Here is an 18,621-nt window from a genome sequence, read left to right on the forward strand (position 1 = left end):
CCATAGAATGAGGTGGTTGGAACATGGAGGCCCTGCGCAAGAGCGTCAGAATGAAGAAGGATATCAAGAAGAACTGGTTTGTCTACCTGCTGGCCATCCCGGTGCTGGTCTGGTTTTTTGTCTTTTGTTACGGCCCTATGTGGGGCGTGCTCATCGCGTTCAAGGATTATAAGCCGCTGCTTGGATTCTCGGAGAGCCATTGGGTGGGCATGAAGCACTTCATGGATTTCTTCCAAGGGCCTTACTTCTGGAGAACCGTGAAGAACACGCTGATGCTGAACTTCTGGAGCATCGCGTTCGGCTTCACCGCTCCGATCCTCTTGGCGCTGCTGCTCAATGAGATCAAGGACGGCAAGTTTAAGAAGACCGTGCAGACCATTACGTATATGCCTCACTTTATCTCGCTGGTTGTCGTATGCGGCATGATTCATATTTTCACAGCGGATGAAGGGGTAGTTACGCAAGTATTGCAATTCATTACGGGCAAGGACTACACTTCGCTTCTTGGTTACTCCGACTTCTTCCGGCCGATCTATACGTTCTCCGGCATTTGGCAGAATGTCGGCTGGGAATGCATTATCTATCTGGCTGCGATGAGTTCCATTGATTCTTCTCTCTATGAAGCGGCTGAGATGGACGGCATCGGAAGAATTCAGAAGATGTGGCACATTACGCTGCCTTCGATCAGGCCGGTCATCATCATTCTGTTTATCTTCGCGGTCGGCGGCCTCATGGCTCACGGCTACGAGAAGATTATTCTGCTCTATAATCCTTTAACCTACGACACATCGGATATCGTCGCATCTTACGTGTACCGAAGAGGCTTGAGAGAAGCGAGTCTGAGCTATTCCACGGCTGTCGGCTTGTTCAGCTCCGTCGTCAACTTCGTCCTGCTATGGGTGACGAACCGGATAGCGAGACGCACCTCTGAAGTCAGTCTGTGGTAGGAAGGAGGAGCTCATAACCGATGAGATTACGCACATCTATTCGCAACCGGGCGTTCGACGTCACGATCTATGCGATATTGACATTGCTGACGCTTATTTGCCTTTATCCAATCTTGCATATTCTGCTTGCTTCTCTCAGCGATCCGGTCCGATTGGTCGCTCATAACGGCATTCTGTATAAAACGCTGGGCTTCACCGTTAACGGCTACAAGCTCGTCTTCCGAGACAACAGCCTTCTGGTCGGGTACTGGAATACGATTGTCTATGTTGGATTAGGTACGTTAGTCAACATGATCATGACGATCTTGGGGGCATTCGTCCTCTCCCGCCGGGAGCTGTATTTCAAGAATCATATTATGGTCGTGATCACGATCACGATGTTCTTCGGAGGCGGCCTGATTCCTTGGTTCCTGCTCATGAAGGATATCGGCATGTACAACAATCTGTGGGCAATGATTCTTCCGGTCGCGTTGAACACGTGGAATATGATCATTCTGAGAACCGGGTTCCAATCGATTCCTTACGAATTGGAAGAGGCTGCGACGATTGACGGCGCAAGTCACTTGCGGATATTGCTGAATGTCATTCTTCCTCTGTCCAAAGCGACGCTGGCCGTTATCTTCCTCTACTATCTGGTCGGCAACTGGAACTCTTGGTTCAACGCAATGGTTCTGCTGCAGGATCGGGACAAGTTCCCGCTGCAGCTGCTGCTGAAGGAGATTCTGGTGGCGAACGACACTTCTGCCAGTACGATGGGCAGCGCGGGCGGCGTCGTCATCGACAGCGCCGGCAGCGCGACCGCTTACCGGGAATTGGTGAAATATTGCACCATTGTCGTGTCGACGCTGCCGATCTTGTTGGTCTATCCCTTCCTGCAGAAGTATTTCGTCAAAGGCGTATATGTAGGTTCGATTAAAGGCTAATTGGCGTGACGGCGAGGAGCGAATAAAGTTGATGATGGAACTAGACAGCAAACCTGTACTGCGTTCAGAATATCCCAGACCTCAGTTTCACCGTCAGGATTGGTTGAGCCTGAACGGCGAATGGGAATTTACTTATGACGATGCGGCGAATGGGGAAGATGAACGGTGGTATCTAGCAGATGCATCCGCTCCTTTCACGCGTACCATCGAGGTGCCTTTTACGTTTCAAAGCAAGCTTAGCGGCATTGACGACCCGGCTTTTCACGATGTGGTGTGGTATCGCCGATCGTTCGAGATTCCGGAGCCATGGCAAGGCAAGCGGATTGTGCTTCGCTTCGGCGCGGTCGATTACTTGGCGAAGGTGTGGGTGAACGGACAGCTGGTCGCCGTGCATGAAGGCGGACATACGCCGTTCCACGCGGATATTACTTCCGCGCTCGCCCAAGGAAGCAATACCGTCGTCCTGCGGGCGGAGGACTTCAGCCGTGACATCACGTTGCCGAGAGGCAAGCAGTATTGGCTCGAGAATTCGGCCAGCATCTTCTATACGCGTACGACCGGTATCTGGCAGAGCGTCTGGCTGGAGCCTGTAGCCCCGGTGCATCTGAGCAAGATCAAGCTGACGCCTGACATCGACCGCAATGAGATCCGGGTTCGGGCTTTCTTGGACGGACTCAAGGATTCGGCTTCGGGGGTGGGCGAGCTTCAGCTGCAGGTGTCGGTGACGTTCGAGGGCAGGCCGGTTGCGGAAGATCGGTTGACGGTCCGGCATCCGGAAGAGAGGCGGACGATCGGGCTGCACGACTTTGCCGACCATGGACTGGGCCGGCTGTGGAGTCCGGAGCATCCGAACCTGTACGACATTCGGTTCCGTCTTCTTCGAGACGGGGAGGTTCTCGATGAGGTCTCGAGCTACTTCGGGATGCGGAAGATCTCGATTGAGAACGGGAAGTTCTGCTTGAATAACCGTCCTTACTTCCAGCGGCTGGCACTGGATCAGGGCTACTTCCCTGAAGGCGTGCTGACGGCTCCTTCGGACGAAGCGCTTAAGCGGGATGTCGAGCTCGCGAAGGAGATGGGCTTCAACGGCGTCCGCAAGCACCAGAAGACGGAGGACCCTCGGTTCCTGTATTGGTGCGACCGCATCGGCTTGCTGTTATGGAGCGAAGCGGCGAATGCGTACGACTACTCGGAGGAGTATGTGCGCCGGTACACCAAGGAGTGGCAGGAGATTATCGAACGCGACTACAACCATCCTTGTATCGTTGCCTGGGTTCCGCTGAATGAGAGCTGGGGCATCCCGAACGTCCAGATCGATAAGCGCCAGCAGCAGCATGGTTTGGCCATGTATCATCTGACGAAGTCTCTCGACGATACGCGGCCTGTCATCTATAACGACGGATGGGAGCATATGACTACCGATCTGGTGACGATTCACGATTACGAGAGCCGTCAAGAGGTGCTGGAGAACCGGTATGCGACGACGGAATCCGCCGTGAACGCGATGCCGGCCAATCGCAATATCTTCGTCGGCGGCGCATCCTATCAGGGACAGCCGATTCTCGTATCGGAGTTCGGCGGCATTGCCTTCAAGAAGAGCGATTGGGAAGGCTGGGGTTACTCCGGCGCGGAGAACGAGGAGGACTTCTTGGGCAAGCTGAAGGCGGTGGTCGATCCGATGCTCACGTCGCCGGTTATCCAAGGCTATTGCTACACGCAATTGACGGACGTCGAGCAGGAGATCAACGGCTTGCTCACGTACGACCGGCAGCCGAAGGCGCCGCTTGAGGAGATCCGCCGGATTATGACGGGGAGATAGCGTCCAGGTTGGCAGACAGGTGCGTCTGCTGCTCCTGCCGCTAGTTGGCGGTCTGGCCCAAGGATGCGCTTCGGATCCAGAATCGTTATAATATGGAGTAGCCGTCGGCAAATTCGGCGGCTATTCTATATAGGCCGAAGGAGTAATCGTGAGATGACGAACGTCAATGAATTCATGCGAAGTTGGCTCAGCCACCGCAAAGTACTGCATCAGATGCTGGAAGAAGTCTCAACCGAGCAGCTGTCGCTCCGGCCATGGGAGAAGGCGATGTCCGTCTCGGAGCTGGCGCAGCATATCGCCGGAGCGATGGGCATGTTCGCCGAGACAGTGAAGAATGGCGCCTTCACGCCGGGAGCGCCTGCGAAGGAGATCGCGACGGCAGACGAGCTGCGAGCCATCGTATCCGCGGAGACGGAGAAGGCGGAAGCGACGCTGCGGTCGCTGACGGAAGAGCAGCTTAGCCGGTCGGTCGACTTCTTCGGCCGTTCGGTGCCGGGTCATACGCTGCTTCAAGAAGCGAAGGATCATGAGATTCATCACAAGGGCCAGCTGTTTGTCTACCTGCGCCAGGCGGGTATTGAGAAGCTGCCGTTCTTCGTGAACCACGGGTAAGACGTTATAATCTGCGCGCGAATGTGGCCAGTCGGATTGCCGGCTGGCTTTTTCACATGCTTTTTGATAGAAAATATTGGATTGTTCAAGGCGTTGTTTACTATAATTAACTTATGAGATTCGTAGAGTACGGGAGGGGTACGATGAGGGAGATGTGGAAGATGAGGAAGTATGCGATGGTCTTAATGGCGCTGGCTCTAACGATAATCTTGACGCCCGATACGGTAACCGCTGCTTCAGCCGCTGTTCCCGGTTCGCCGATGGGCGTGACGGCGGCGGCAGGCGATGGCCAAGCAACGGTAAGCTTCTCGCCCCCGGCCAGCGACGGCGGCAGCGCCATTACAGGCTACATCGTAACGGCGAGTCCCGGAGGTGCCGCCGCGACAGGAACGGCCAGTCCGATCACGGTGAACGGCCTCACGAACGGCACCGATTACACGTTCACGGTCGCTGCCGTGAACGCTGCCGGGACCGGGGCAGCTTCGATGGCGTCCAACAGCGTTAAGCCGTTTGCCGTTCCGCCTTCGATCGATGATTCGTTCATCAACATGGGCGGCATTCTCGTATACCCGGACTCGATCGACCCCGAGAAGCCGTCGATCACGATGGAAGTGAAGCCCGCTCAAGGCGTTGCCTACGTCAGCATACCGGCTGACATCTTGCAGAGCTACGCTGAACGCAATGCGGACTTCTTCATGGAGATCAGAGCCCCTTACGGCAGCTATCGATTGCCGGCTCGATTGCCATCGCTGATCCCCGGTTTATCGGAGCTGCTGAAGGCTCAGAGCTTAAGCATGGAGGACATCCGATTCCGAATCACCTTGACGGATAAATCAAGCTATCCCTCCATCCAATCGGCATTGACGGAAGGATTGCCGAATGCTCAACCGATTGGCCCGGCCGTTGACTTCGGCATCGAGATCGTCCGGATCGAGACCGGACAAGTGATCGGCCATGTCGATACGTTCAAGGAACCGGTCATAAGGCTTATTCCGCTGCCTAGCGACTTGACCGCTATGCCGGAACGCTGGGGCGTATTCCGTTACGATGAAGCGAATCAGCGGTTCGACTTCGTGCCTGCGCGCGCCATACAGATCGACGGCTTCTGGCACGCGCTCATCAACTCGAACACGAACAGCGTCTATGTCGCGGCGGATAACGCCGTGAGCTTCTCCGATGTGCCTAGCTCGCATTGGGCATACTCGGCTATCGACTTAGCCGCATCGAAGGGGCTCGTCGCGGGTGTAGGCGGCGGCCGGTTCGCGCCGAGCCAGCCGGTCACCGGGGCGGAATTCGCTGCGATGCTGAAGCGGGCGATCGGGGTTGAGGTGCTAATCGGCAACGGGGCTGCATCCGATCAGCCGCTGACGCGCGAGGAGATGGCGAGTATGCTGGCAGCCGCCGTTCGATCGGTGCAGCCGCAGACAGCCCCTGCTTCGGTATCATTGGACGCATACAAGGATATCGCAGCCGTCAGCTTGGACCATCTGGCAGACATCCAGCTCATGATCGAGCTTGGCATCATGACCGGTTCAAGCGCGGATACGTTTGACCCGAAGGGTGTGACGACTCGCGCGCAAGCGGCCATCGTATTCGTTCGCACGCTGCAAGCGTTGGAGTTGATCGATGGTTGAGCCTTGAAATGCAATGGCAGCGCAGTGATTTTTTTCACTGCGCTGCCATTCTTGATATACAACTATTCCTGATTAGGCGAAGGCGGCGAAGCGGATGCACACCGGCTTGGACACCTTCAGCTCGCTGCCGGTCGGCGTCAGCTTGCCGGTCTCAGCATCTCGGCTGAACGTGACGACGTTGTTCCCGTCCCGATTGGCGACGAGCACGAACCGTCCGTCCGGCGACACGCCGAAGTTGCGCGGGTGGCCGCCGAGCGTCGGCGCGTATTCGATCGCCGACAGCCTGCCGCTCCCCGAATCGACGCGGTACACCGCAACGCTGTCGTGTCCGCGGTTGGAGCCGTACACGAACTTGCCGTCCGGCGACAGGTGAATGTCCGCCGTCGCGTTGTCTCCATCGTAGTTCTCCGGCAGCGTGGAGATCGTCTGGACGACGGCGAGCTTGCCGGCTGCCGCATCGTACGAATAGACGGTAATCGTGCTGCTCAGCTCGTTAATGCCATAGGCGTAAGGCAGCTCCGGATGGAACACGAAGTGGCGCGGGCCCGATCCCGGCGCGATGCTCGTCTCGCCGTGGGGAACGAGGCGATGGTTCGGCGCATCCAGCTTGTACACGATCAACTTGTCCATCCCGAGATCGGAGACGACCGCATATTTGTTGTTCGGGTCGACGATGACCGAGTGGACGCGCGCTTGCGTCTGAGCCGGATGAACGCTCGACCCCTCATGCTTGTGAACCTCGGCCGACGGGCCTATGCGCCCGTCCTCCAGTATAGGCGAGACGCCCAACAGGCCGCCGTGATAGCTCGAAGTAACCGCTAACCGATGCGTGCGGTCCAGCGTAATGTGGCAAGTCGTCGCCGGCGTCGTCAGCTCATCGTTGATCCGCTGCAGCTTCCCTTCGGCCGGATCGAAGCGGAACGCGGCGGCCGCGCCGCTTTTCCGACCATCGGCATCTTTATGCTCCATGATCGTATACAGCATGTTGTTGTCCTCGTTCGGGACGAGGAACGTCGGATTCAGCAGGCCGCTCGCCTGATCCAGCAGCTTCAGGCTGCCTGTCTGTTCATCATACGCGCAGGCGTATAAGCCCGGACCGTCCGCCTCCGCATAAGAACCGATAAATGCGAATATTTGTCTCGTCGTCACGACATAAGCACCTCCCAATAACATATCGCTCTAAAGTTGAATTGTAGCACTAAACGGGCCAAAACGCATATTTAGCCTCTCATTAATTCAGCCAATAGGCCAACGGAACGGCTCGGGCGTGTTCGAATCGCGCACCAGCTGCATCACATCCGCTATGGTCAGGCCGCGCTCCCGCATGTCGTCGATGTAGAAGTCCGCGCGAATGAGACCTCTGTGCAGAATGATCGCCCGGTCGACCACGTTCTCGATCTCGTCGATCAAATGAGTCGTCAGCAGCACCGTCTCGCGGCCGGACAGCCCGGAGACGATCTGGTTAACGGAATCGCGCCGCGAGAAGATGTCCTTCCCGACGAAGGGTTCGTCCATCAGCAGATAGTCGGCCCGCTTGGCGAGCCCGGCGCAGATCTCGAGCGAGAGCTTCTGGCCTTTGGAGAACGTCCGGATCTTCCGCTTCTCCGGCAGCTCGTAGGCGTTGACCAACTGATCGTAATAGGCGCGGTCGAACCGCGGGAAGAATTCCGCCAGGAATTCGCCGTAATCGCCGGGCGTCAGATCAGGGAGGAAGGTGCCCTCCTCCGTGACGAACGCGATGCGGTCGTAGAGCTCCTTAACCGTCCGGCCTTCGATTCGAACCTCATAATCGTGCGTCTCTCCGATGCCCATAATCGCTTTGAGCAGGCTCGTCTTCCCGCTGCCGTTCTCCCCCAGAATGCCGACGAACTCGCCGCTGTTGATCGTCAGGCTCTTCACGTATTGGATAGAGTTGCTGACATAATAGCGCGCATTCACGAATTGCAGTTCGATCATGGATGCTGCCTCCACTCGCAATCGATTAATCAATCGCTAGATTGGTGTAAGAGCGGGATCTCATGTCGCCGTCAGCGATCGTCCCGTCTTCGTAATCATCGTTCTGATCGGTTACGAGTTCTCCTTTGTATGCCAGCTTCGATTGATCGTAGACATAGAGGTAGAAGCGATGCGGACGAGCGATCTCATTCACGTCATTCGGGTCGGAGCTACGGGCTTCCTTATACGCTCGGATCACGTACAGTTTGCCGTTGAGGTAGCGGATAGCCGACCGTTCATCGATGAGATGCTGGCTCTCCTCTTCCGACCGATCGGCTTCGACTTGATTCACGATCCGCACGCCGTCCGCCAGATCCGCACTCAGCATCAGTTGTCTGGAGCGGCTTCCTCTAAAGCTCAGATTCAGAATGCCCAGCTTCGAATCGCTGAACGCTTCATAGCTGGAGGAATAGGCGATCGCGCCGTCTGATCGTTCGGCTTCGGCGGCCGGACGCTGCAATTGGAAGTTCGGCAAGGCAGCCTCTCCAAGAAGAGCGCCGCTGCCGCTGTCGAAGCTTCGGATAACGAGCTCGCCGTTCGCTGCCGAGATCAGTACGAGCTTGTCGCCGACGGCCTCTAGACCGAGCACCTCTATATTGGGCTGTTCAGCGGATTCGTTCGCCCTCAGGTCGAGTTCCGCGATCAGGCGCGGCGGATATTGCTTCTGGGCATTCACGAATAATTCATCCGCCCAATGGAAGAAGTTGAGCTCGTAGATCCCGCTGCTGCCCGTCGACCGAGAGGATACCGGCACTGTGAAAAAAACCCGGTCCCCGTTCTTGGCAATCCCATATTCCAGCGGATTGGCCAAATCGATGTTCCCGTTCTCGTCTTTGCCGTAATGGATCGTTGGCGTTACGATCGCTTTGCCATCCGGAACATAGTAGATATTATAAAGCTTCGGCTTAAGGGATAGAATCTCGAAGGTCCCCAACCCTTCTACGCTGAACATCGTGTCGTCTATTCGTTTGTCGGCGCCCGGCACGTAATGATAGGGATAGGTGAACTCCGGCTGCCGGAAAACTTCCGTCTCTGTCCTCAGCTTCCCATTCTCTATGTGAAAATGGACCGAGTGATAGCCGTCCCGCAACTCGCCGCTTATCACGGCATCGGCGATAGCTTCACGGCTGCCGGAGAGATCGTTCAGCTCGAAGGCGGCTTCGTCCTTCATCGCGTATGTGCTTGCGCCGATGGCAAGAAGGAGAGCTGCGCCCAAGCCCAATGCGGGAATGGCGGCATGCTTGCGCATCCTTGCCCATGCCGTCTTGTTCATGCGACAGCACCCCTTCGAATCAGCCATAGACTGTGCCATACGAAGAGGCCGCTAAGCGCGAGCATTAAGAGACTGCTGGCGTACAAGCCAGTGGGAGAGGTGTAATGGTTAACCTCATTCAGCCGATAAGCGACCGCCCGGTACAGGAGATAGCCGGCAGCGGCGATGGCGGCGAAGCCTTCGTACCTCCGGCATCGTTCGCATAGAGCGCCGTAGTAGAATCCGGCAGCGATGACGGCCAGTATGCTGAAGGAGGAGAGGGCTCGGCTGAAGCTGAACGGCAGCAGCAGGCGGAAGAAGTCGGATCGCACGAACGCGAGGAACAGGCCGTTGTGCATGACGAGCTTGCCTTCATAGACGGAGCGGGCTTGGTGCTCGAAGATCGCATATCCTAGATGAATGCTGATCAGCTGCGCGGCGAGCAGCAGCAGGAGGCAAGCGATGAAGACGAACAGCTTGCTGAAGTAGAGCGACTCGCGCCGAACGGGCAGCGTCAAGTACGTATAGATGCTTTTGCCGCTCCAATAGCCTCTATATATCGTGATCAGGAAGTAGGCGCATAAGAGCGTGAGCAAGAGCAGGAACAGAATCGGGCAGCCCGACGCGGCGTATAGATCTTCATACCGGGGGTGAGCCGTCAGTTCGCCGGAATCGCTTGACGCCGAATGCAGCAGCAATAAAGGCACGATAATCGCGGCAGCGCACAACAGCGCGATGAACCGCAGCCAGCGGCTGAATTCATGGTTCAGAAGACGATACAAGCCGTTCAAACGAATCATCTCTACTCCACCTCCCAGTATTCGCGGATGAGCTCCACAACGGAGTCGAACGACAGCTGAAGCTCTTGGGCCGAATCGACGAACGGCTTCACGAGTTCGCGGGTCAGCTCATTCTCGATCCGGGCTATGATCTCGCTATCGACATAGATAATGCTGCCCAGGGTGCTGCTGGTGCGTACATAGCCTTCGTCCTCCATCAGCTTGAACGCCTTCTGGACTGTATTCGGGTTAATGCTGAGCTGCGCGGCGACTTCCCGCCTGGAAGGCAGTTTGTCTCCGGACAAGGCGCGTCGGAGCCAGATTTGCCTTTTCACATACATTGCAGCTTGTATATAGACCGGATCCCGGTTGTTCAACCTCAGATCGTAGAAGTTCAGCACACGCCTCGTCACCCGCCTTCTCGCTTGATTGTATTATGGGTATAGTACAGCGGGATTGTCAATGGGCATCCGTCTTGCCTCATCTGCATGAACACAAGAACAATCCGCCTGAATAGACGGATTGCCTGTCTGTTGATGATTCAATTTGCTCTTCGGCAATGCAGCTCAGAACACCCAGTTCCCCTTGCGGAAGATCGGTTCGGCTTCGCCAGACGCCGTGATGCCGTCGATGTCCAGCTCCGCCGATCCGATCATGAAGTCGACATGGATCATGCTGCGGTTAAGCCCGGCTTGGTCGATCTCCTCGCGGGACATCTTGGCGCCGCCTTCGACGCAGGTCGGGTAAGCGTTGCCCAAGGCGAGGTGGCAAGAGGCGTTCTCGTCGAACAGGGTGTTGAAGAAGATCAGCTTCGAATTCGAGATCGGCGACCGGTGCGGCACAAGCGCGGCTTCGCCTAGATAGCGTGCCGCTTCGTCCATATCCAGCATTGCTTGCAAGGATTCGTACCCTCGCTCTGCCGTGAAGTCGACAACCTTGCCGTTCTTGAACGTGAGGCTGAAGTTCTCGATGATATTGCCGCGGTAGCTGAGCGGCTTCGTGCTGCGCACAACGCCGCTCGTGCCTGTCTTCAGCGGCGAGGTGAACACCTCTTCGGTAGGAATGTTCGGGTTGAAGCAGTTGTCGTGCTCGTTGTAGGAGATGCCCCCGTTCCAGAGGTGGCGCTCCGGCAGTTCGATCGTCAGATCCGTGCCCGGCCCCCGGTAGTGCAGCTTCTTGTATTGCTTGTCCTTCAGATAAGCCCGTTTGGCGAGCAGGCTGTTGTTATGCTCTTCCCACGCCTTCACCGGATCTTCGCGATCGACGCGCACCGCCTTGAAGATCGCGTCCCAGAGCGCTTCGACCGCAGCATCGGCGTCGAGCTTGGGGAATACCAGCTTCGCCCAGTTCACCGACGGCGCCGCGATGATGGACCACGTCATCTTCTTCGCGGACATGTATTCCCGCCACTTCGCCAGCGCGGCTCCCGCCGCTTTGGAATTGGCTTGAATCCGCTTCGGATCGACGCCCTTGAGCAGCTCGGGATCGCCCGACTCGATGAAGAGGAAGGCGCCGCCCTTCTCCGAGAACTCCGTTACGGCCTTCGCTCTCCACATCGGATATTCCTCGAACGCCTCTTCCGGCGCGTGCCGGTATTTGAGCAGCGTGCAGATCTCGTCCTGCCATTCAATATGTACGTCCTTCGCTCCGGCCTCGTAGGCCTGCTTGACGATCAGGCGCACCAGTTCGGGCGAATGAATCGGGGCGTTGATCCACAGCGATTGGCCGGGCTGAATGTGAACCGCCGTCTTCACGGCGAGCTCGGCGTATTTCTCCAGGTCTCTTACATTTGGCAAAGGTGTTCCTCCTTAAATACATACTGCTTTTTTTATACTACTACCATACGCTTATTGATCCCGAATTTCCATCTCAATCCCGGGTCACCCCGTCACCCGGAATCCGCGCATGATCTGATCCCACGCCGAGTCGGAGCCCCGCCAATCCGGGCCTCGCGGTATCGATACAGAGGCGATGTTCGTGAGTCCCCAATCCTCGTGACGAACTTGGTAATCGTCCATGAAGTTCACGACCAATAGACGGAAGGCGCCGGGCTGCGCCGCGCGCAAGGCCGAATGCAGCTGCACGGCTTCGCTTCTCGATGCTTCGATCCGAACGTAACAGACGGGGCCGGCTGCGGCGGCTGCCTGCATGGCGCAGATGCGGCGATAAATTCTCTGCTTGAAGGCGGGGTAGGCGTTCATCACATGATCATGCATCGGAAAGTCATGATAGGAATCGATGTTATACCCGGTGTCGCGGACGATGTGATGAGGCGGGTCGACGCCGATCAGCTCCAGCCGATGCGGATCCATGAAGCCGTGGAAGCGGCTGCGAATCAACCGGGCCACGCTGACCGCTTCGCGTGACATGAACCAGTCGAGCGGCCCCGCGAACGCGCGCAGGCCGAGTCTCCTTAGCTGATAAGCCGTCTGGCAGGTCGAGCCGAGGCTGATGAACGCTCGATAGGCGTCGGCGCAGTCATGCCATCTCATCCCGATCACTCCTCGCGTAACCCCCGCTAACAGCGGAACGTTCTAACAGTATATCGAGGCGCGAGTTGGCGCGATACGGTCAAACGCTCATATATTCGGGAATCGTGTCGGCTTGCCGCAGGATCGCTCGAAATCATCCAATATTGCCCCTGCACTATGGAAATGTCCACCTTTTCCCCGTGCGCGGTTTCCTCTAATGATTAAGTTAGATTGCCAGAAGAGGAGATGAGAGCGTTGGTTGTTCGTCCGAAAAGGTTTCTGCCGCTCGCCTTGCTGCTATGCCTCAGTCTCGCATTCGGTTCGTTCGTGAATACTGCTCGCACCTATGCCGAATCGGATGCGCCTGAGCCTGCGCCTCCCGAGAGCTCATCGGTCGTAGACGCGACCTATGCGACAGAGGATGATGCTGCGCACACGGGCCCAACGAATTTGCGGATTGCGCTGGATGAGGAAGGCAACGAGAAGATTACGCACAACACGGTTACGTACGAATGGGATTATCTGCCCGATGACGCCAACGAGATCGATGTCTGGAACGCGGACACCAACGCTTGGCTGACATGGGGCAACCTGACCACTCATACGCTTGGCAGCCTGAAGCCGGAGACGACTTATCGTATTTATATTACTTGGTTCACAGACAGGCCCTCGCTCGAGTACAAGAGCAATGTGATCGAGTTCACGACGCTGCCCGACCCGGGCGGTTATCCTGAACCTCCGTTAACGCCGCCGCTGAACCTGCGAGTCGACTCGTTAACGGATTCCAGCGTGACGCTGAAGTGGAAGACCAGTCCCGGCGCGACGGGCTATGATCTCTACGTGAACGGGGGCTGGGCGCAAGGCGTGTGGGACGGCTCGCTGGATACGGTCACGTACCAACTGCCGGAGGACGGCAGCGTAGCGGGAGCCGTCTACAAGTTCGAGCTTGGCGCGCAGAGAAGCGCCGAAGGCGAGCCGTTAGCTGTCTCGAAGAACAGCAACGCTGTCACCTTAACATGGGGCGAATTGGACACGCCGAAGGACCTTCAGGTCGTGTCGGCGAACCGGACGTCCGTCTCGCTCGGATGGGCGGCTGTGCCTGGGGCGACAAGCTATGATATTTACCGGGACGGCGCTCTTGTCGGCACCAGCGAAGCTAATCGTTATCTGGCATCCGGTTTGCGGGAAGGCCAGACTTACAAGTTCCAAGTGGCCGCCCGCAACGGCCTCTGGACCTCGGAGCCAAGCGCCGAGACGGAGGCGGTGCCAGGCCATAACTACAATATCATTACGTACTACACGTCATGGTCGATCTACGCGCGCGACTTCCAGCCGGAAGATATCGCTGCGAATCAGATCACCCATATCAACTATGCGTTCTCGGATCTGTGCTGGCGAGGGATGAGCTCCGCGGCGGCGGCTTGCCAGAATGACGACGTTCCGCTGCAGAAGGACTATGTGTACGACGGCGAGATGGTCGTCGGCGACCCGGCCGCGGATCTGGCGAACTTCGCGGCGCTGAATGAGCTGAAGCGGACGAACCCGAAGCTGAAGCTGATGGTGTCCGTCGGCGGCTGGTCCTGGTCGAACTTCTTCTCGGATATGGCGGCGACCGAAGAGACCCGCCGCGCGTTCGCGAATTCGGTTGTCGAGTTCCTTCGCGCTTATCAGCTGGACGGACTGGACATTGATTGGGAGTATCCGGTCGAAGGCGGGGAGGATGACAACTCGCGCAGACCAAGCGATCCGGTGAACTTCACGCTGCTGACGCAGACAGTTCGCGAGGCGCTGGATGCCGCAGGGGCGGAAGACGGCAAGTACTATCTGCAGACGATTGCCTCCGGGCAGGGGGACAACTTCGTCGTTAATGCGAATTTGGCCGAATCGGTTAACGCGCTGGACTTCATCAACATAATGACTTACGACTATCACGGCAGTTGGGAGACGCGCGCTGCGCACAACTCACCGCTCTATTACGATGAGAATGATCCTACTGAATTGGCGGAGCGGAACAATGTTCAGGGCGGCGTCCTTGGCCATTTGAACGGCGGAGTTCCCGCCGCCAAGCTGGTCGTCGGCATCCCGTTCTACGGCAAAGGCTGGATCAGCTGCCCGCCGGACGGCGAAGGGCAGTATCAGGTCTGCACGAGTGCGACGCCATTCGGCACTTGGGAGAACGGCAGCTTCGACTTCGCGGATCTGGAGAACAATTACGCGGATCAAGACGGCTATGTCCGTTATTGGAACGAAGCCTCCAAGGCCGCCTATCTGTACAATCCGGAGAAGCAGGTGTTCATGACGTATAACGACAAGGCGTCTATGATGTATATCGCTTCCTTCGTGAAGTCGCTGAATCTGGCCGGCGTCATGAGCTGGGAGATTAGCGGCGACCGCAGCCGGACGCTGTCGACCGAGCTTGCGCGCGACCTGCCAAGGTATGGAGAGGCAGGCGAGCCGGGGCTTGCCGCGCCGGCGCAGCTGAGAGCGACGGGCAAGAGCGCGAAGTCGATCGCGTTGGCATGGGATGCGGTCGCGGACGCGACCGGCTATGAGGTGTTCGTGAACGGCGTGCTGGCCGGACAGACGAACGAGACGAAGTGGGCGCTGGACGCGCTCACGGCGAATACCGCTTATCGGATCAAGGTTCTAGCGGTGCGGAGAACGGAGACGACCATTGAAGCGGTATCGCCGTTCAGCGAGGAGATGAGCGTGACAACTTCCCGCGCGCCGTCCACGAGTACACCGCCTGCAGGTACAGCGCCGCAGCCGGCCGCTGGGCAGCTGGAGACGACGGCTGCCAAGGATGGAGACAGGACCGTATACACGGTGAACAAGGATTCCGCTCTTCAAGCGATCGCGGGCTCCGAGCTTGCGCAGTTCCAGATTGTCATCGACGCCGCGACCAGCGCTTCGGACGTGATCGTGCCGCCAGAGGTCATGGCAACCCTCGCAGCTAAGGGCGAGAATGCAGCCTTGTCCGTCATCGCTGGCGGGACGGAATTCCGCATTCCCGTTCAATCGCTTCCTTCGGCTGCGGGAATTCGAATCACGGTCTCTGCACCGAGCGGAGAGGAGCTGAACGCTATGAAGCAGAAGCTAGAGGCGCAAGGGCTGACGCTGAAGGCGAATCCAATTCAATACGGCGTCGCGCAGCTGAATGCCGACGGTGAGTACGCCGCGATCGCGAGCTTCGCGGGCGAGGGGCCGAGCCGTATTATGACAGCAGACGGGTTGAACGCGGATCAAGCAACCGGCGTCGTCTACGTGCCGAAGCTTGGCGAGTTCCGCTCCGTGCCTACTTTGATCGGAGAGACGGAGAATGGGAAGGCTGCGGCGATATTGCGGGATCGCGGAGATTGGATCTATGCCGTCGTCGAGACTTCCGCTGCATTCGGCGATGTTACGGCGGAATGGGCGAAGCGGGATGCGATGGCTGCGGCAGCGAAGCTGATCGTCTCCGGCGAGAGCGCGGATACGTTCGGCCCGAACATTCCCGTCACCCGAGCGGCGTTCGTCTCGATGATCGTTCGGGCGCTGGGGCTGATCCCGGATCCGGCGGCGGCAGGCTCGTTCTCTGACGTCGATCTGAGCTCCGCTTACGCGAGCGACATCGAGCTCGCGAAGAAGCTGGGTATTGTGGAGGGCAAGACGGATTCGCTCTTCGATCCGGCCGGCCGTATCACGCGCGAACAGATGGCCGTTATTCTGGCGAACGCGCTGCGAGTTGCCGGTGTTGAGAACGTGACGGGCGACATCTCGCTCTTGGAGAAGTTCGGGGATCACGGCGAGATTGCGTCTTATGCGCAGTCCGCGTTGGCTTATCTGGTAGAGCAGAATCTTCTGCTCGGAGTCAGCCAGGCTGAGCTTGCGCCAAGGGCCAGCTTGACGAGAGCGCAGGCCGCCGTCGTCGTGATGCGGATGCTGCGCGATCTGGGCTGGGCGGAGTAGGCCGCGCAGACCGGATAAGCGAGGCGAACGGCTGCCGGCAGCTAGCTGGCCTATATAGAGAAGGACTTCCGATCAATTCGGAGGTCCTTCTCCCATAATATGGATAACAAGGGGTAAAAGAATGAGGGCGATCTTCCGATAAAGGTAAATATGGAACAGAATATAAACTATGGATAACAAGAGGGGTTACGATGAGGATCGACAACCATGCGGCTTGGCATCTCAATATCAATGCCGCGAAGCAAGCTCCCGCACAGCTCCGTGTAGAGTCTGGCGTTGCTTCCGAATTCCTGCGCAGGGACAGCGTAGAGATTAGCGAGGCAAGCCGGCGTTTGGCGGAAGGGGCGGGAAGAGAGCTTCCCGAAGGCGTCGTTCATCAGCAACCGGCCAAGCGCTTCTTCTCCGCTGATCTGAACGGAACGCTGGATCGCGTGCTGGGCGGGCAATCGGCCGAAGTGCGGGAAGCGGTCGATGCTATCATCGACCGTCATTTCGTGCCGGACGGGAGCGACGCAGCGGACGAAGGGACGAGGAAGGCATTGCTGGAGCTGGGGCTGACTGAGGCGCAATATATCGCGGACAACTACTTGTCCCGGGAGGATGCGCGCGATTTCCTCGCCGCGATGAACCAGATTGCCGCATACGCGAGCACAGGAACGATGGATCCCTCAACCGGGCGAATGACCTATACGGCCATTCCGCAGAAGCCGCTGGGCGCGCCGGATGACTATGTCGCGATCGACGATCTAATGAAGACAGTTGAGCCGGATACATACGAACGATTGGCAGAAGCAGTTCGCTCGGGCTCGAACGGCGAAGGAGACGATTATGGGAGCATCTTAATCGATTTCGCGAATCGGGCCGCTCAGAATCCGAAGTGGACGGAGGACTATTTGAAGAATGTCCGTCAAGCGAACGCATACTTAAACGATACGATCGCCCACAATCGGTTCGAAGGCGTCGACACCTCCGGCCTGGATGATTTCCTGCGAGAGTTAGAGGCCAAACTTCAGAATGCGGGTTGGGGAGATTCGCAACTCTTGCAGAACAACTTGAAGGAATTTGCCCGTCTTCTTGACGGAAGAGAAGAGACTGATTCGCATACTTAACAAAGAAGCGGCTCAAGGGTACCCTTGGCCGCTTTCGGTTTATGCATTTGTCGTTAATTGTTGTACGGATCGATCGTCCGGATCGTGCCGTCCGGGTTGTACTTCAGCTCCGTGAACTTCACGCTCCGCTTGTTGTCCGCTCCGCCGGAGAGGGAGCTGTCATGGTAGAACAGGTACCATTTGTCCTGGAACTGCACGATGGAGTGGTGCGTCGTCCAGCCGATAACCGGCGTCAGGATCGTTCCCTTGAAGACGAACGGCCCCTTCGGGTTGTCGCCAACGGCGTACACGATCTTATGGGTCGAGCCTGTCGAGTAGGAGAGGTAGTACCGGCCGTTGTACTTGTGCATCCATGGCCCTTCGAAGTACCTTCTGTCCTCGTCGCCGGCCAGAATCGGGTGGCCGTTCTCATCGACGATGGAGATCTCCTGCGGCGCTTCCTTGAACGTCAGCATGTCATCGCTAAGCTCGGCTACTCTCGGGCCATACGCAGGCTCGGATGCCGGCGGCTCCGCTCCGTCCGGGTTAAACGTGCCGGTCTGCCACTTCTCGAGCTGGCCGCCCCACAGTCCGCCGAAGTAGATGTAAGCCTTCTCATCATCATCGACGAGAACCGCAGGGTCAATGCTGAAGCTGCCCGGGATGTAATTCGGCTCCGGCTTGAACGGGCCCGCAGGCGATTCGCTGGTCGCGACGCCGATTCGGAAGATGCCGTCCTTGTCCCGCGCCGGGAAGAACAGATAGTAAATGCCGTTCTTGTAAGCGGCGTCCGGTGCCCACATCTGCTTCGAAGCCCATGGAACATCGCGCAAGTGAAGCGCTTCCCCATGATCGACGGCGGGAGCGCCTTCGCCTTCCATCGAGATTACGTGATAATCTTCCATGTCGTATTGGTCGCCGTTGTCGTTGGAGACCATCTCGTGATCGAGGTCATGGGAAGGGTAAATGTACAGCTTGCCTTCGAAAACGTGAGCGGAAGGGTCCGCCGTATAAATATGCGTTACAATCGGTTCATTGCGCTTCGTCTCTGCCAATCTCGTATCCTCCTTTAGGCGTCACACACACTTATCATACCAAATGCTTGGCTGATTTTGACCCCCCTAACCATTCGAAATAATACTAAATTATTTAG

15 protein-coding genes are annotated in these 18,621 nt (G+C 57.5%); 7 read left to right on the plus strand and 8 right to left on the minus strand.

What is annotated here, in order from left to right:
- The first annotated feature begins 23 nt into the window (after positions 1-23).
- The 5 genes from H4Q31_RS01810 (at position 24) to H4Q31_RS01830 (ending at position 5,935) form a co-directional block, all read left to right on the plus strand.
- A complete protein-coding gene (locus tag H4Q31_RS01810; RefSeq protein ID WP_185177364.1) occupies positions 24-947 on the plus strand; it encodes an ABC transporter permease in 924 nt (307 codons plus the stop codon).
- 20 nt (positions 948-967) lie between these two features.
- Positions 968-1,870, plus strand: a complete 903-nt coding sequence (locus tag H4Q31_RS01815; RefSeq protein WP_185177365.1) for a carbohydrate ABC transporter permease — start codon at positions 968-970, stop codon at positions 1,868-1,870.
- A gap of 31 nt (positions 1,871-1,901) precedes the next feature.
- On the plus strand, positions 1,902-3,689 hold the full coding sequence (locus H4Q31_RS01820) for a glycoside hydrolase family 2 protein (protein WP_185177414.1): 1,788 nt from the start codon (positions 1,902-1,904) through the stop codon (positions 3,687-3,689).
- Positions 3,690-3,842: 153 nt separating this feature from the next.
- Positions 3,843-4,301: a DinB family protein gene (locus H4Q31_RS01825; RefSeq protein WP_185177366.1), complete on the plus strand. Its 459-nt coding sequence runs from the start codon at positions 3,843-3,845 to the stop codon at positions 4,299-4,301.
- 143 nt (positions 4,302-4,444) lie between these two features.
- Complete coding sequence (locus tag H4Q31_RS01830) at positions 4,445-5,935, plus strand: S-layer homology domain-containing protein (RefSeq protein ID WP_245347269.1); 1,491 nt, start codon at positions 4,445-4,447, stop codon at positions 5,933-5,935.
- A 72-nt stretch (positions 5,936-6,007) separates the two neighbouring features.
- Here the strand turns inward: H4Q31_RS01830 and H4Q31_RS01835 are convergent, their stop codons facing one another.
- From H4Q31_RS01835 to H4Q31_RS01865, 7 genes are all read right to left on the minus strand, one after another.
- A complete protein-coding gene (locus H4Q31_RS01835; protein WP_311771661.1) occupies positions 6,008-7,084 on the minus strand; it encodes a lactonase family protein in 1,077 nt (358 codons plus the stop codon).
- An 87-nt stretch (positions 7,085-7,171) separates the two neighbouring features.
- Positions 7,172-7,891, minus strand: coding sequence for an ATP-binding cassette domain-containing protein (locus H4Q31_RS01840; protein ID WP_185177369.1), 720 nt, complete (start codon positions 7,889-7,891; stop codon positions 7,172-7,174).
- Between the two features lie 25 nt (positions 7,892-7,916).
- Entirely contained in the window at positions 7,917-9,203 is a 1,287-nt protein-coding gene (locus tag H4Q31_RS01845; RefSeq protein WP_185177370.1) for a hypothetical protein, read from the minus strand.
- Entirely contained in the window at positions 9,200-9,982 is a 783-nt protein-coding gene (locus H4Q31_RS01850; protein ID WP_185177371.1) for an ABC transporter permease, read from the minus strand. The genes H4Q31_RS01845 and H4Q31_RS01850 overlap by 4 nt, the downstream gene beginning before the upstream one ends.
- A gap of 2 nt (positions 9,983-9,984) precedes the next feature.
- Positions 9,985-10,362: a GntR family transcriptional regulator gene (locus H4Q31_RS01855; protein WP_185177372.1), complete on the minus strand. Its 378-nt coding sequence runs from the start codon at positions 10,360-10,362 to the stop codon at positions 9,985-9,987.
- A 165-nt stretch (positions 10,363-10,527) separates the two neighbouring features.
- Positions 10,528-11,757 (minus strand): aminopeptidase, encoded by a 1,230-nt coding sequence (locus tag H4Q31_RS01860; protein ID WP_185177373.1) that lies wholly within the window; start codon positions 11,755-11,757, stop codon positions 10,528-10,530.
- An 84-nt stretch (positions 11,758-11,841) separates the two neighbouring features.
- Positions 11,842-12,453 carry a DUF1796 family putative cysteine peptidase gene (locus H4Q31_RS01865; protein ID WP_185177374.1) on the minus strand — a complete coding sequence of 204 codons (612 nt, stop codon included), beginning with the start codon at positions 12,451-12,453 and terminating at the stop codon, positions 11,842-11,844.
- A gap of 234 nt (positions 12,454-12,687) precedes the next feature.
- On the opposite strand from H4Q31_RS01865, the gene H4Q31_RS01870 reads away from it, so the two are divergent.
- Both H4Q31_RS01870 and H4Q31_RS01875 read left to right on the plus strand, forming a co-directional pair.
- Positions 12,688-16,380 (plus strand): glycosyl hydrolase family 18 protein, encoded by a 3,693-nt coding sequence (locus tag H4Q31_RS01870; protein ID WP_185177375.1) that lies wholly within the window; start codon positions 12,688-12,690, stop codon positions 16,378-16,380.
- A gap of 191 nt (positions 16,381-16,571) precedes the next feature.
- On the plus strand, positions 16,572-17,489 hold the full coding sequence (locus H4Q31_RS01875) for a hypothetical protein (protein ID WP_185177376.1): 918 nt from the start codon (positions 16,572-16,574) through the stop codon (positions 17,487-17,489).
- A gap of 53 nt (positions 17,490-17,542) precedes the next feature.
- On the opposite strand, the gene H4Q31_RS01880 is transcribed toward H4Q31_RS01875, so the two are convergent.
- Positions 17,543-18,523 (minus strand): glycoside hydrolase family 43 protein, encoded by a 981-nt coding sequence (locus H4Q31_RS01880; protein ID WP_185177377.1) that lies wholly within the window; start codon positions 18,521-18,523, stop codon positions 17,543-17,545.
- Positions 18,524-18,621 lie beyond the last annotated feature (98 nt).

This window comes from Cohnella lubricantis (assembly GCF_014212015.1).
Taxonomy (GTDB): Bacteria; Bacillota; Bacilli; order Paenibacillales; family Paenibacillaceae; genus Cohnella; species Cohnella lubricantis.

Excerpts from the sequence above, each read along its gene's own strand:
- H4Q31_RS01825 (WP_185177366.1), top strand. The coding sequence starts at position 3,843 with ATGACGAACGTCAATGAATTCATGCGAAGTTGGCTCAGCCACCGCAAA.
- H4Q31_RS01865 (WP_185177374.1), bottom strand. The coding sequence starts at position 12,453 with ATGAGATGGCATGACTGCGCCGACGCCTATCGAGCGTTCATCAGCCTC.
- H4Q31_RS01840 (WP_185177369.1), bottom strand. The coding sequence starts at position 7,891 with ATGATCGAACTGCAATTCGTGAATGCGCGCTATTATGTCAGCAACTCT.
- H4Q31_RS01830 (WP_245347269.1), top strand. The coding sequence starts at position 4,445 with ATGAGGGAGATGTGGAAGATGAGGAAGTATGCGATGGTCTTAATGGCG.
- H4Q31_RS01845 (WP_185177370.1), bottom strand. The coding sequence starts at position 9,203 with ATGAACAAGACGGCATGGGCAAGGATGCGCAAGCATGCCGCCATTCCC.
- H4Q31_RS01875 (WP_185177376.1), top strand. The coding sequence starts at position 16,572 with ATGAGGATCGACAACCATGCGGCTTGGCATCTCAATATCAATGCCGCG.
- H4Q31_RS01850 (WP_185177371.1), bottom strand. The coding sequence starts at position 9,982 with ATGATTCGTTTGAACGGCTTGTATCGTCTTCTGAACCATGAATTCAGC.
- H4Q31_RS01815 (WP_185177365.1), top strand. The coding sequence starts at position 968 with ATGAGATTACGCACATCTATTCGCAACCGGGCGTTCGACGTCACGATC.
- H4Q31_RS01820 (WP_185177414.1), top strand. The coding sequence starts at position 1,902 with ATGATGGAACTAGACAGCAAACCTGTACTGCGTTCAGAATATCCCAGA.
- H4Q31_RS01810 (WP_185177364.1), top strand. The coding sequence starts at position 24 with ATGGAGGCCCTGCGCAAGAGCGTCAGAATGAAGAAGGATATCAAGAAG.